Source organism: Kitasatospora sp. NPDC057500, assembly GCF_042802195.1.
Lineage (GTDB): Bacteria > Actinomycetota > Actinomycetes > Streptomycetales > Streptomycetaceae > Kitasatospora.
The window spans coordinates 29250-42619 of sequence record NZ_JBHVER010000049.1; the positions used below are offsets into that span (position 1 = coordinate 29250).

Annotated in this window: 13 protein-coding genes and 2 tRNA genes; 11 read left to right on the top strand and 4 right to left on the bottom strand. The window is 77.0% G+C overall.

Going from position 1 to position 13370, the window contains the following annotated elements:
• The first annotated feature begins 3 nt into the window (after window positions 1–3).
• The 4 genes from orn (at window position 4) to ACFU74_RS13785 (ending at window position 2420) form a co-directional block, all read left to right on the top strand.
• Window positions 4–606, top strand: a complete 603-nt coding sequence (gene orn / locus ACFU74_RS13770) for an oligoribonuclease (protein WP_380755994.1) — start codon at window positions 4–6, stop codon at window positions 604–606.
• A 126-nt stretch (window positions 607–732) separates the two neighbouring features.
• Window positions 733–808: transfer RNA gene (locus ACFU74_RS13775), tRNA-His, on the top strand.
• 178 nt (window positions 809–986) lie between these two features.
• Window positions 987–1433, top strand: coding sequence for a DUF4442 domain-containing protein (locus ACFU74_RS13780; RefSeq protein ID WP_380755995.1), 447 nt, complete (start codon window positions 987–989; stop codon window positions 1431–1433).
• A gap of 96 nt (window positions 1434–1529) precedes the next feature.
• Window positions 1530–2420 carry a hypothetical protein gene (locus ACFU74_RS13785; RefSeq protein WP_380755997.1) on the top strand — a complete coding sequence of 297 codons (891 nt, stop codon included), beginning with the start codon at window positions 1530–1532 and terminating at the stop codon, window positions 2418–2420.
• Between the two features lie 99 nt (window positions 2421–2519).
• Here ACFU74_RS13785 and ACFU74_RS13790 read toward each other — a convergent pair whose 3' ends face one another.
• The 3 genes from ACFU74_RS13790 to ACFU74_RS13800 form a co-directional block, all read right to left on the bottom strand.
• Window positions 2520–2984, bottom strand: coding sequence for a GNAT family N-acetyltransferase (locus tag ACFU74_RS13790; protein ID WP_380755999.1), 465 nt, complete (start codon window positions 2982–2984; stop codon window positions 2520–2522).
• Window positions 2985–3043: 59 nt separating this feature from the next.
• The gene (locus tag ACFU74_RS13795; protein WP_380756001.1) at window positions 3044–3976 is read right to left on the bottom strand and encodes a spermidine synthase; all 933 of its coding nucleotides are present in this window, start codon (window positions 3974–3976) and stop codon (window positions 3044–3046) included.
• Window positions 3977–4080: 104 nt separating this feature from the next.
• The gene (locus ACFU74_RS13800) at window positions 4081–4581 is read right to left on the bottom strand and encodes a hypothetical protein (RefSeq protein ID WP_380756003.1); all 501 of its coding nucleotides are present in this window, start codon (window positions 4579–4581) and stop codon (window positions 4081–4083) included.
• 366 nt (window positions 4582–4947) lie between these two features.
• Between ACFU74_RS13800 and ACFU74_RS13805 the strand changes: the two genes are divergently transcribed.
• The gene (locus ACFU74_RS13805) at window positions 4948–6594 is read left to right on the top strand and encodes a tetratricopeptide repeat protein (protein ID WP_380756005.1); all 1647 of its coding nucleotides are present in this window, start codon (window positions 4948–4950) and stop codon (window positions 6592–6594) included.
• 75 nt (window positions 6595–6669) lie between these two features.
• On the opposite strand, the gene ACFU74_RS13810 is transcribed toward ACFU74_RS13805, so the two are convergent.
• On the bottom strand, window positions 6670–7320 hold the full coding sequence (locus ACFU74_RS13810; protein WP_380756007.1) for a histidine phosphatase family protein: 651 nt from the start codon (window positions 7318–7320) through the stop codon (window positions 6670–6672).
• Between the two features lie 227 nt (window positions 7321–7547).
• Between ACFU74_RS13810 and ACFU74_RS13815 the strand changes: the two genes are divergently transcribed.
• The 6 genes from ACFU74_RS13815 (at window position 7548) to ACFU74_RS13840 (ending at window position 13357) form a co-directional block, all read left to right on the top strand.
• A complete protein-coding gene (locus tag ACFU74_RS13815) occupies window positions 7548–8813 on the top strand; it encodes a hypothetical protein (protein WP_380756010.1) in 1266 nt (421 codons plus the stop codon).
• Window positions 8810–10447 carry a hypothetical protein gene (locus ACFU74_RS13820; RefSeq protein WP_380756012.1) on the top strand — a complete coding sequence of 546 codons (1638 nt, stop codon included), beginning with the start codon at window positions 8810–8812 and terminating at the stop codon, window positions 10445–10447. The genes ACFU74_RS13815 and ACFU74_RS13820 overlap by 4 nt, the downstream gene beginning before the upstream one ends.
• Before the next feature lie 8 nt (window positions 10448–10455).
• Window positions 10456–11874, top strand: coding sequence for an AAA family ATPase (locus ACFU74_RS13825; protein WP_380756015.1), 1419 nt, complete (start codon window positions 10456–10458; stop codon window positions 11872–11874).
• A 226-nt stretch (window positions 11875–12100) separates the two neighbouring features.
• Entirely contained in the window at window positions 12101–12508 is a 408-nt protein-coding gene (locus tag ACFU74_RS13830; protein WP_380756017.1) for a hypothetical protein, read from the top strand.
• Window positions 12509–12663: 155 nt separating this feature from the next.
• Window positions 12664–13194, top strand: a complete 531-nt coding sequence (locus ACFU74_RS13835) for a bifunctional DNA primase/polymerase (RefSeq protein WP_380756019.1) — start codon at window positions 12664–12666, stop codon at window positions 13192–13194.
• 89 nt (window positions 13195–13283) lie between these two features.
• Window positions 13284–13357, top strand: a tRNA-Lys gene (locus tag ACFU74_RS13840).
• Window positions 13358–13370 lie beyond the last annotated feature (13 nt).

Genomic DNA, 13370 nt, shown 5'->3' on the forward strand with positions numbered 1-13370 from the left:
GGCGTGAATGACCGTTTGGTATGGATCGACTGTGAAATGACAGGCCTCGACCTCGACCGGGACGCCCTGGTCGAGGTCGCGGCGCTGGTGACGGACTCGGAGCTGAACATCCTCGGCGAGGGTGTGGACGTCATCATCCGCCCGCCCGCCGAGGCGCTGGCGAACATGCCCGAGGTGGTGCGGGAGATGCACACCGCCTCCGGGCTGCTGGAGGAGCTGGAGCACGGGGTCACGCTGGCCGAGGCGGAGGCGATGGTCCTCGCGTACGTGCGCGAGCACGTGCCGGAGGCCGGGCGCACGCCGCTGTGCGGGAACTCGGTGGCCACCGACCGCGGGTTCCTGAGCCGGGACATGCCCGCGCTGGAGGGCCACCTGCACTACCGGATCGTGGACGTCTCCTCGATCAAGGAACTGGCCCGGCGCTGGTACCCGAAGGCGTACTACAACAGCCCCCCGAAGGGCGGGAACCACCGCGCTCTCGCCGACATCCGCGAGAGCATCGACGAACTGCGCTACTACCGCGAGGCGGTGTTCGTCGCGCAGCCGGGCCCGGACACCGACACCGCGCGCGCGATCGCCGAGAAGTACCAGCCGCCGGCGGGCTGAGTCCCGGGGCGGCCGAGGTGCTCGCGCCCGGGGACCGAAACCCTGGCGCGAGCACCCTCTCGGATCCTGTAGAGTTCTTCTTGTCGGAGCGGGAACGCCGAAGAGCGGGAACGGTCCGGACAGATGGTGGGTGTAGCTCAGTTGGTAGAGCACCTGGTTGTGGTCCAGGTGGCCGCGGGTTCGAGTCCCGTCACTCACCCCATCGCCCCGAAGGGCCGGTCTCGTCAAGGGACCGGCCCTTCGGGCTTTTTCGCGCTCCCTCATATCGGCGGCGGCCGGGCGGGGGTGGTGTGGCATGCGTCGCACCGTGGTCCGCGTCTCGCCCCTTTCCCCGGCCGCGGGTCTGCCGCCGGAAGCTACCGGCTAGTAACGTTGCCGCCATGACCACTGCTTCGATCGGCCAGCTGCTCGACTCCACCGTCCCGATGGCCCGGACCCTCAAGCTCGAGTACCTGGAGACCACCCCGGAGCGCGCCGTGCTCCGGCTGCCCGACCAGCCCGAGTACCACAACCACGTGGGCGGCCCGCACGCCGGCGCGATGTTCACCCTCGCCGAGTCGGCCAGCGGCTGCATCGTGCTGGGCGCCTTCGGCGACCAGCTCTCCCGCGCGGTGCCGCTCGCGGTGAGCGCCGAGATCGCCTACAAGAAGCTCGCGATGGGCGCCGTCACGGCCACCGCCGTGCTGGGCCGGCCGGCCGCCGACATCGTCGCCGAGCTCGACCGGGGCGAGCGCCCGGAGTTCCCGGTGACCGTCGAGATCACCCGGGCCGACGGCGCGGTGACCGGCGTCATGACGGTCGTCTGGACGCTGCGCCCCAACTCCTGAGCGGGGTGCGGCGGACGGTCCGTGGCAGCGGTCCGTAGCGGCCGTCCGCGACGACCGTCCGTGTCCTCACGGTCCGCCCGCTCGTTCTCGATTCACGTGCGAGCCAATCACGCGACCAGGGGCCCGGATCCCGTCCGACGGACCGTCGGCGGCGGGTGGCGAGCGGCCCGGCGGACGGTCCGGCGGTGGCTGCCCCGGCCGCGGGCCGTCGCGGCGGGCGGGGCGCTGCTCGCGCAGCTCTGGGGGTTCGGCGCCCCCGCCTCCTGCGCGGCCGGCACCGAAGGCCTCCCGGAGCCGGCCGGCCGGACCGTCGGCCGGGCGCTGACCGACGACGCGGCCGCAGGCGGGGACCCGGCCGGCGGACTGCTGGACGGACTGGCGGGCGCCGTCCCGGGGGTCGCGACGGACGTCCTCGTGCTGGAGCCGGACGCCGCGACCTCCTCGATCGGCAGTGCGCTCCAGGAGGTGATCAGAGCCGGCGGCCTCCCCCTGCCGGGGCAGCGGGCCGCCGTGCCGGACGCGTTCGCCCCCGAGGTGCAGGAGCTGCTGGGCGCCGCGCCCGCCCAGGTCCGCCCGGTCGAGGCACGCGCGACCCGGGGCGAGGCGCCCGACGGGCCGTCGGACCCCTCCGCCCGGCCCGGCGACGGCCGTCCTTCCCGGCCGGGCGGCGCCCCGCACGGTCCCGCCGCCCCGCCGCCGCCCCCCGCCGCGCCGGGCCCCTCCGCGCACCCCGCGGCCGGGCACGGCGCCGCCGTGGGCGGCGGGAGCGGGCGGACGGACGGACGGGAGCACCGGCCCACCACGCCCGGCGTCCCGGCGCTCGACCCGCCGGTGACGCTCACCGGGACCGCGACCGGGACGGCCGCCGTCACCGTCGCCCACGACACCGCCGGCACCGCGACCGCCGTCCTCGCCCCCATCACGGCCGGGCTGTTGCTGACCGGCGCCGCGATGTACAAGCACCGGGGCCTGCCGAAGGGCCACTGAGCGGGGCCGGCCCCCGGGAAGCGCCCCCGCGGGGCCGGGGAGGACGAGCCCGTGGCACCGGGGTGCGCGGACGGGCCCTTCCGGCCCACAGGTCCCGCCCTAGGAAGTAGCGGTCAAGTCCATGGTGAGAAACGGCAGTTCCCGGCCGGGGATGGAGCCGGAGGGGGCCGTACCGGTGCGGACGGCGCCCATGGCCCGGTAGAAGGGCTCGGCGTTCGGATCGGCCTCGACGGTGATCCGGTCGAAGCCGAGGGCCGTGGCCTCGGCCCGCAGGTGCTCCACCAGGCGGCGGCCGATGCCGCTGCCGATGACGGCCGGTTCGACGAACAGCATGCCCAGCGCGCCCCGCGGGGGCGCTCCGGTGAGGGTGATGAAGCCCAGCACCCGGCCGTCGCCGTCCTCGGCGACGGCCGTGCGGTCGGGCTCGATGCGCCCGGGGTCGAGGGTGAGTTCGGCCCGGCAGGCCTCGATGAACGCCGCGTCGTAGCCCCAGTGCGCCTTGGACCGCAGGGCGAGGGCGCTGAGCGCCGCCGCCTCGCTCGGCCGGGCCGGTCGGATCAGCATGCGGGGGCTCCTCCTGGTCGGTTCGTCCGGGATCCGGACATGCTGCAACGGAAGCCGGCCTAGCGGAAGACCCCCGGGGGCGGGGTGGGGGACGGGGTGGCGGTGGCGTCGGTGGCCGGGGCGGCGCCGGCGGCGAAGTCGGCCAGGGCACGGCCGTGTTCGACCCGGCCGTGGGCGGCGTCGGAGGCCACCCGGCGGGTCAGTTCGGCCAGCGGGAGCGGGGTGTGCGCGGCGGCCAGGACGAGGTTGCCGAAGCGCTTGCCGCGCAGCACCGCCGGGTCCGCGACCAGGCAGAGTTCGGGGAAGACCGCGCCGAGGGTGGCCACCTGGGAGCGGGCGAACGGCAGGGCGGAGCCGTCGGCGATGTTGACGGCGTACCAGCCGCCGGGGGCGAGGGCCCGGGCGGCCAGCGCGGTGAACTCGACGGTGGTGCAGTGGGCGGGCACCCGGGCGCCGGAGAAGACGTCGGCGATCACCAGGTCGACGGTGCCCTCGGGGGTGCGCTCCAGCAGCGCGCGGGCGTCCGCGCCGCGCACCTTGACCTGCCAGCCGCGTTCCAGCGGGAGTTCGGCGCGGACCAGTTCGGTGAGCGCGGTGTCGATCTCGGCGACCTGCTGGCGCGAGCGCGGGCGGGTGGCGGCGACGTAGCGGGCCAGGGTGAGGGCGCCGCCGCCGAGGTGGAGCACGGTGAGCGGGCGGCCGGGCGGGGCGACCAGGTCGACGAGGTGGCCGAGCCGGCGCTGGTACTCGAAGCCCAGGTGGGCGGGGTCGGCGAGGTCGACCAGGGACTGCGGCGCGCCGTCGATCAGCAGCGACCAGGCGGCGGGGCGGTCGCGGTCGGGGCGGAGTTCGGCGAGCCCGGAATCGACGGCCCGGGTGAGCGGGCCCTGGGCGTGGGTGCGGCCGCCGGGGCCGGTGGCGGCGGCCGGGCCGCTCTCCGCGGCGGTGCGGCTGCGGTCCGCGGCGCGGCCGGCTCGGTTGCTTCGTCCCATGACCGCCATTATCGCCGCCGCCCGGGAGAGCCCCGCAGCTCAGCGGGTGGGGGCGCAGGCGGGCGCAACGTCGGCAGGACGGCAGGACGGGGCGGCGGCGGGGGTCAGAACGGTCCGAGGCCGCCCGCGGTGAGGGTGCAGGCGGCCTCGCACAGGGCCGAGCGGAGGACCCAGGGGTCGGTGGGGCGGGCGGCGCAGTCGGCGCCCGCCGGGGGCATCACCCAGCGCGGGTCGGTGGCGGGCAGCAGCCGGGCGCCGGCGGTACAGGAGCTGCCGGGCAGGTGCCAGGACTCCGAGGTGCCGGCCGGGACGAGGAAGGAGACGGTGGCGCCGTTGCGGCTCTGCAGCACCGCGCCGCAGGCCCGGCGCAGCCGCAGGATGTCGACCGCCTCCAGGCCGTGCCGCAGGGCGACGGTCACGGTGTCGAAGGTGGCGACGAGGACGGGTTCCGCGTGGACGCGCGGGCGGCGGGAGGGGCCGCCGCCGGACGGGGAGCGGTCGGGGCCGCGGTCGTCGGCCGACTCGGGCAGCAGGGCGGGGGCCGCTCCGTCGAGCACCCCGCCGACGGCAAGACGGCGGAACTGCGGTACTCCAGTGGCCGGCATGGGCCCTCCTGTCACCTCGTCGGGACCGGAAGCCGTGCCGCCGGGGTGGGGGTGCCGCCAGGGACGCGGCGGGGGACGGCGGTGGGGACTTCCGTGTACCAGGACAACGCCGGGTGCGCGCCGCAGGCCACGGGGCGCTCTACAGCAAGGCATGGCATTTCATGGCGGATCCCGGTAACTATGACCGGTTTGCCCGTCTTTGGCAGCACATCGCCCGTGAACCCGCTGTGGCCGGGCGGTGACTCCCGGTACTGTCGTGCCGCGCCCGGCCGTCCACCGGGCCCCACCGGAACCATCCGTGGCCGAACGCCCCGCCGTCCCGCCGCCCGACCCCGCACCACCACCCGCACCACCACGGAGCGCACCATGGCAGCCACCCCACCGGCCGAGCCGAACCGCCCGTCGCCCAACACCGCGATGCGCGCCCTGCGCGGCGACCGCTCTCCGGGCGAGTTCGCCGTCGCGGTGCGCCGGGCGGCCCGTGAGATCGGCGAGCACGTCTCCTGCGACGCCCGGTACGTCGGGCGGGTCGAGTCCGGCGAGATCCGGTGCCCCAACTACGCGTACGAGCGGGTGTTCCGGCACATGTGGCCGGACCGCTCGCTCACCGACCTCGGCTTCGCCCCCCGCACCGCCGTCCGCCGCCGCCCGGCGGACGGCAGCGGGGGCGGGAGCGGGGGCGGGAGCGGCGGGGGATACGGCGGGGGAAACGGCGGCGGGGGCGGAAACGGCCGGGACGGCGGGGCGCCGCCGCCCTTCCACCCGGCGTTCCCTCCGCCGCCCGCCCCTCGCTCGCCGCTCTCCACCCAACTCCCGTACGCTGCCTCGCCGTACGCGGAACCACCCCCACCGGTCGGGGCCCCGGTGCCGAGGTTCGCGACGGCGCCCCGGGGGCCCGACGAACCGCACCCCTGTGACGAGGAGAACGACGACGTGCGTCGCCGTACGTTCCTGGCCGGCGGCCCTGCCGCGCTGGCCTCCGTGATCGGCATCGACCGGCCGGGCCCGGCCGCCGCGGCCCCCGCCCCCCACGGCGCGGCCGCTCCCTGTCCGGCTCCGGGCAGCACCGTCCTGCCCGGCCGCCCCGGCCCCGTCCCGCCGCCCCGCAAGGTCGGCTCGGCCGAGGTGCTCGGCGTGGAGCAGGCCGTCCGGGACATCCGGCTGGCCGACGACGCGCACGGCGCCGACGCCCTGTTCGAACAGGCCGGCCGCGAGCTGCGGGAGGCCTATCTGCTGCTCGACGCCTGCGAGTACTCCACCGAGACCGAGCGCAGACTCCAGGCCGGGGCCGGTGAACTGGCCATCTCGGTCGGCTGGTTGGCGCACGACTCGAACCGGCTCGCGGACGCCCGCTCGTACTACGCGGAGGCGCTGGCCACCGCGCGGATGGCCGGCGACTCCGCGCTGGAGGCGCACGTCTTCTCCAACAGCGCCTTCCTCGCCAGGGACGCCGGCCGGCCCCGCGAGGCGCTGCGCGCCGCCCAGGCCGGGCAGTCCGCCGCCCGTGACCTCGGCTCCCCCCGGCTGCTCTCGCTGCTCGCGATGCGCGAGGCCGGCGGCTGGGCGCTGCTGCAGGACCGCGGCGCCTGCGAGCGGGCGATCACCCGGGCCCGCGGGCTGTTCGAGCAGGGCTCCTGCCAGGACGACCCGGAGTGGATGTCGTTCTTCGGCGACGCCGAACTCGCCGGGTTGCAGGCCCAGTGCTGGTCCGCGCTCGGGGACTGGGACCGGGCCAGCGAGCGCGCCCGGCTGGCCATGGCGCTCCAGCAGCCGCACTTCGTCCGCAACCGGGTGCTCTACACCGCCGAACTCGCCCACGACCGGCTCGGCCGGGGGGATCTGGCGGGCGCGGCCGAGCACGGGTCGGCCGCCGTCGCGCTGTTCGACGACGTCCGCTCGGCCCGCATCCGCTCCATGCTCGCGGACACCGCTCAGCGGCTGCGGGAGCACCGGCGGGTGCCGGAGGTGGGGCGGTTCCTGGCCGCGTACGGCGCGGCGACCTCGGCCGCCTGACGCGACCCCGGCCGGGCAGCCGGCGGGACGGCCGCCCGCCCGACGGAGCGTCGGGCGGGCGGTGGTCGTCGCGGGTCAGTGCTGCAGGGTCTCCAGGTGGCCCTGGTCGTTCCACAGCTCGACCGCCGGCGCCCCGTACTCCCAGGACAGCACGCAGAGCGCGGCGGTGCCGAGCTTGAAGCGCTGGGCGTACTCGGGCGGCAGGCCGAGCCAGCGGGCGGTCAGGATGCGCAGCAGGTGGCCGTGCGCGAAGAGCACCACGTCGCGGTCGGCGCAGTGCATCACCGTGGTGTCCGGGTCGGGCACGCCGTGCTCGGTGTTGAGGTCGGCGAGCAGCGCGTCGACCCGGGCGGCGACCTCGGAGAGCTTCTCGCCGCCGGGGACGCCGTCGCGCCAGATCAGCCAGCCGGGCTGGTCGGTGGCGCGGATGTCGGCGCCGGTGCGGCCCTCGTACTGGCCGTAGTCCCACTCCAGGAGTTCGGGGCGGTCCACGGCCCGGTCGCCGAAGCCGGCCAGGGCGCAGGTCTCCTTGGCCCGGTCGAGCGGGCTGGTGTAGACGAGGGCGTCGGGCAGGCCGTTCCAGGGCGCCCCGGCGAGCCGGGTGCCGAGCGCGCGGGCCATCGCGCGGCCGTCCTCGGTCAGCGGGATGTCGGTGCGGCCGGTGTGGCGGCCGGTGGCCGACCAGTCGGTCTCGCCGTGGCGGACCAGCAGGATGCGGGCGGGCATGGGCAGGCTCCTCGCGCTCGGGGCGGTGTCAACGGTCGGCCTCGCCAGCGAGCACCGGCCTCCATGATCCCCCACCGGCCGGCCGCGCACGATCGCGGCCTCCGGCTCCCCGCGGGGCCGGGCGGGGCGGACGGGCGGGGCCGGGACGGGTCCGGCACCTGCGGATTCGCCGCCAACGGCCGGTTCGGGGCGGATTGTCGGAGCCGGATGCGACACTGGGCCGCACCATGAACGTCTCGACGAACGCCCCGCTCCGCGGGCCGGCGGAGCCGCTCGCACAGCGGCTCGCCGAGCTGCGCGGACCGGCGCCGCAGCGCAGTCTGAACGCCCGTGCCCTCGCCGCCCTGGCCGCCAATCCGGGATGCCACCGCCGCGCCGTACTGGACGCCGCCGGGGTGGACAAGTCGGCGCTGGCCGCCCGGCTCGGCCGCCCCGCCCCCTTCGGCCGGTCGCCGTTCGCGCTGGCGCGCGGCGTCGTGTTCGAGGCCCGGCTGAAGGAGGACGGCTACGCGGCGCTGCTGGAGCCGCTGCGCCGCCGGCTCGGCATGTCCGACGAGGGCGGCCCGCTGCTCGTGCCGGACCTGCTCCGCTCCTCCGGCCCGGCGGTCCGGGCCGACCGTACGGCGGCCGCGCTCGCGGAGGCCGCCGCCGAGGAGCACGCCTGGACGCTCCTCGACCATCCGATGCTGCGGCTGGAGGTGGCGGGCTCGACCGCCTACCTGGAGCCGGACGCCGTCGTGGTGCACGGCGGCCGCTGCACGGTCGTGGAGATCAAGTCCTTCCCGGTGCTGGACGGCACGGCGGACCCGGGCAAGGTCGGCGCCGCCGCCCGGCAGGCCGCCGTCTACGTGCTGGCCCTCCAGGAGGCCGCCGCCGCGCTGGCCGGGCAGGCGGTGGACCCGGACCCGTACGCCGAGCAGCGGCTGCCGGGCAGCCCCCGCACCAGCGTGCTGCTGGTCTGCCCGGAGGACTTCGGCAGCCGCCCGACCGCCGTGCCGGTGGACGTGCGCCGCGAACTGGCCACCACCCGCCGGCAGCTGAGCCGGATGACCGGCATCGAGCGGCTGCTGGCGGTGCTGCCGCCGGGCGCGGACTTCGACCTCTCCCCCGATCCGCACGGCATCCCCGTCAGGTCGGCCGAGGAGCTGGAGAAGACGGTCGGGACGGTGCCCGCCGCGTACAGCCCGGACTGCCTGTCCACCTGCGAGCTCGGCTTCCACTGCCGCGCCCAGGCCCGCTGCGGGGACCGGGTCGAGCAGCTCGGCCGGGGGGTGCGGGGCGAGCTGGGCAGCATCCGCACGGTGCGGGAGGCGCTGGACGTCGCCCGGACCGGTCCGCGCGGCGCGGCCGGTGCCGGCACCGGTGCCGGCACCGAGGAGGACGGGGACGGCGACGGGGCCGACGAGGCCGCCGCCCGGCTGGCCTACGCCGCCGCGCTGCGCGCCGAGGCGCTCGGCCGTCCCGCACCGGCCGGTGCGGGGGCCGAACGGTGAGCCTGCTGTCCACCCTGGCCCGGCTGGAGGCCGTGCGCAGCGGCCGGGCCGAACCGCTGGCCACCGTCCGCCACCGGCACCTCTCCGAGCGCCCGATGGTGCTCGTCCCGCTGACCTCGGCCGGTGAGGACGGCGCGCCGCTGGCGGTGCTGCTGGGCACCGACCGGGACGCACCGGCGCTGCACATCGTGCCGCAGCCGCTCAACCGCACGCTGCGCTCGGAGTTCCTGGCCGACCTGGCCGCCGATCTGCTGCCCTACCTGGAGTCCTTCGGCGACGAGGTCGAGCTGATCGAGGGCTCCGAGAAGGACCCGGAGAGCGGCGAGAAGACGCCGGTGGTCCGTGAGCTGTGCGCGGACGCCCCGCAGCTGATCGTGCCCAACAGCGGGGGCCTGCGGTACCTGGCGCTGCTGGGCCGCTCGACGCGGTTCCGCCGCACCGCCGAGGACGAGGACCCGGGCCCGTTCCCGGCCCCGGCCCGGGTGCCGCTGCTCGGGCGCTGGCTGACCCACCTCGCCGAGCGGGCGATGGTGCCGGGTTCCAGCCTGCTGCTGCCGATGACCGGGCTGCTGGCCCGGCACTGGGCCACCGGCCAGAGCCACCTGGAGGACCAGCACCTGGCCGCCCGGCTGGCCTGGCACTCCCCGCCGGAGGGGCTGACCGGCGCGGAGGCGGCCGAGCTGGCCGAGACCGGGCGCGGCGGGGAGGGCCGACTGCTCCATCCGCCGGCCGGTCCGACCACCGACCCGGTGTTCGACGCCAAGGTGCTCGCCCCGGCGATCGCCCGCTACGACGCGGCCGCGGCGGCGCTGCGCGAGGCCGACGCCCCCGGTGGCCCCGGGGGCGCGGACGCCGGGGCGGCCCGGGAGGCCGTGCGGGTCTCCGTCCACCAGTTGCGCACCGTGCTGCGCGAGGAGCTGCTGCCGACCTGGTACGACGTCTGGCACGGCCTGGACCTGCTGCGCGCGCTGCCCCCGGCCGGCCATCTGCCCGAGCGCTGGACCGGCGACCGCTGGTCGTACACCGGCCACCGGGACCGGCTGGCGGCCGGCGAGCCGCCGCAGCCGCGGATCGACGACGCCGTGACGGCCGCCCGCAAGCTCGCCCAGCGCGAGCGCGAGCAGGCCCGGCTGGACGTCCAGGAGGCGCTGGACGATCCGCTGGCGATGGCCGAGCACCGGCTGGCCGGGGAGGCGTTCAGCGGGGTGGTGACCGAGGTGGTGCCGGACTACGACACCACCGGCCGCTCCCCCAAGCCGCGCCCGCTGGTCACCGTGCGCACCGACGACCGCCCGCACGCCGACCTGGGCCGCGAGGTGCACCGGGTCCGTGAGCCGGCGGCTCCGGAGGCCGCGGCGGGCCCGGCGCAGAAGGCCGTGATCGCGGCGGCCGACCCCGAGGGGGGCACCATCACCGTGCGGGTGCTGTCCGGCATGGGGCGCAGGAAGGAGCCCGAGCCGGGGAGCCTGCCCGAGCCGGGCGAGCGGGTCACCTTCACGCTGTTCGAACTGACGGTCCGGCAGGCCGCGCCGCTGCCCGAGCCGGACGACACGCCGTGGACGCACGGCGGCCCGCCCGGTGCCGTCGTCACCGTGCTGCCGGCCGTGGCCGGCGCCGCCGAGGACTGGGAGTGATCCGCCCGATGAGCACCGAGCAGGACCCGGGTCCGAATCCCGGCCCGCCCCCCGGCCCGACTGACGGCCAGGGCGCCGGCCAGAGCCCCGGCGCGGCCGCCGACGCCGCGGTGGCGCGGATCCTGGAGGCGACCGTCCGGCCGGCCGTCGGCGCGCCGCGCGGCGTGGTGGTGGACTCGCCGCCCGGGGCCGGCAAGTCGACCCTGGTGGTGCGGGCCGCCCGGGAGCTGGTCGGGGCCGGTGAGCGGCTGATGATCGTCGCCCAGACCAACGGCCAGGTGGACGACCTGGTCGACCGGCTGGCCGTCAAGGCGCCGGATCTGACGATCGGCCGGCTGCACGCGGCCGACGCGCGCCCCGGTCCCGAGGTGCTGCGGCACGCCAATGTCACGCCCTCGGACAAGGTCGCCGAGCTGGCCGGGCTGGACGTGGTGATCTCCACCTCGGCCAAGTGGCAGTGGGTGCGGGCCGAGCAGCCGTGGCGGCACGCGATCGTCGACGAGGCGTACCAGATGCGCTCGGACGCGCTGCTGGCGGTGGCCCGGCTGTTCGAGCGGGCCCTGTTCGTCGGCGACCCGGGCCAGCTGGACCCGTTCACCGTGGTGGGCACCGAGCAGTGGGCGGGCCTGTCGTACGACCCGTCGAGCAGCGCGGTGGTCACCCTGCTGGCGCACAACCCGCAGATCGAGCCGCACCGGCTGCCGGTGTCCTGGCGGCTGCCGGCCAGTGCGGCGCCGCTGATCTCCGGGGCGTTCTACCCGTTCACGCCGTTCCGCTCCGGCACCGGCCCCGGGGACCGTTCGATGACGGCCTCGGTGCGGCCGGACGGCTCCGCGGTGGACGCCGCGATCGACCGGGCCACCGAGCACGGCTGGGCGCTGCTGGAGCTGCCCGCCCGGCACACCGTGCGCACCGATCCGCAGGCGGTGGCGGCCGTCGCGGCCACCGTGCGCCGGCTGCTGGACCGCGGGCTGACGGCGCACTCCGAGCAGGGGTCGGCCCCGCTCACCGCGGACCGGGTCGCGGTCGGCACCGCGCACCGGGACCAGGCGGCGGCGGTACGGGCGGCACTGGTCAAGGCGGGGGTGCCGGTGGACCCGACGGCCGGGCCCGCGGTGACGGTGGACACCGCCAACCGGCTGCAGGGGCGCGAGTACGACGTCACGGTGGTGCTGCACCCGCTGTCGGGGCGGCCGGACGCGACCGCGTTCCACCTGGAGACCGGCCGGCTCTGCGTGCTGGCCTCCCGGCACCGGCACGCCTGCATCGTGGTGGCCCGGGCCGGGATCGCGGAGCTGCTGGACGAGCATCCGGCCACCGAGCCGGTGCAGTTGAACGTCCCGGTGGCGTTCCCCGACGGCTGGGAGGCCAACCACCGGGTGCTGCACCACCTGTCCGGGCACCGGGTGCGGCTGGGCCGGCCCTGAGGGCCCCGGCCCACGGGCGGCAGGGGCGTGCGCGGGACCGGGCCGGCGCGCGGCGGGCCGGTCCGGCCGACGTGCGCCCCCGGCGCGCCGGGCGGGAATAGCGCCCGGACGCGCACCGTTCCGTTACCGGCCGCCGCCGCGAGACAATGGACGACGGCCACGACCGGGCGACGCCGGCCCGAGCAGCCGTCGCCCGCCCCCATCGAGCACCCGGAGGTGTCCGTCCATGCCCGACTCCCATGCGCAGGCGTCCGACCCGAGCGGCCCCGCCGCGCCGGCCGGTCCCGGCACGGGCGCCGGTACGGCGTCCGGCCGACGGCAGCGCCCGGCGCAGCTGCTGTTCGAGCCGCAGGCCGACGAACCGGAGCCGGAGCGTTTCTTCGACCTGGAGTCGATCGACGACCCGGCCGAGCTGCTGCGCCGCTCCACCGAGCTGGCGCTGGCCTTCCGGGCGGCCGCCGAGCGGGCCACCGACTTCCAGGCGGTCGCGGCCGCGCAGCTGGCGGACCCGCGCCGGTTCGACGCGCTGTCCGAGGCCGAGATCGCGGACCGGGCGGACTGGACGCCGGACTACGCGGCCAAGATGGTCGAGTACGGGCGCACCCTGCTCAGCCCCCGTCGGCACGAGGACTGATCCCGGCCGGAGGCGCCCCCGGCCGGTTCCCCCGCGGCTCCGTCGCCCCTGGCATATGCCGGAGGACGCGGAAGGGTACGCCCCCGCCCGCCCCGCTGTCCGGCGAACCACGCTTTCCCTCCCGGACGCGCCCCGGACGCCCCACTCTGCTGTGCGTGGACATCTGGACCAATCAGTCGGTGGAGCACGTGACGGCGGCCGGAGAGGCCTGGCTCGCCTCCGCCAGCGAGTACCCGCGCAGCATGCGCGCCCTGTGGGAGTCCCGCCCCTGGGCGCCCTCGGTGCTGCCCTGCGGCCGGGCCTTCGACGTGATCAGCATGCCGGCGCTGTTCGGCCGCCGGGTCCTGGACGAGCTGTGGGCCTCCGGTCCCGGCTGCGGGCCGGTGGCGGTCGTCCGGGGGCGCACCCTGCTGTTCGTGCAGCCGGGGGCGGCGCCCAGGCTGCGCCGGCTGCTGGCCTGGGAGGAGTGGGCCCGGGACGTGCCCCCGCTGCTCTGCCACGGCAAGGGCGACACGGTGACGGTGCCGCCGGTGCAGCGGGCGGCCGACGGCGGCCCGGACGCGTCGGGGCACGGCCGGGGGCGGTGGATCGTGGCCCCGGAGAGCCGGGAGCCGTGGCTGCCGGGGGCCTCCGTCGTCCTGTGGGCCTGCGTCCGGGCGGCCCGCGAGCCGGTCGACGCGCTCTGAGCCCGCCCGCCGGGCGCGGGGCCCGGGAGGTGCGGGTATTCGATTTTGGCCGGACCGCGACGCGCTGCTAGAGTCTTCTCTGTCAGCAGGCGCCGCTAGCTCAGTTGGTTAGAGCAGCTGACTCTTAATCAGCGGGTCCGGGGTTCGAGTCCCTGGCGGCGCACAGACAGCCGGAA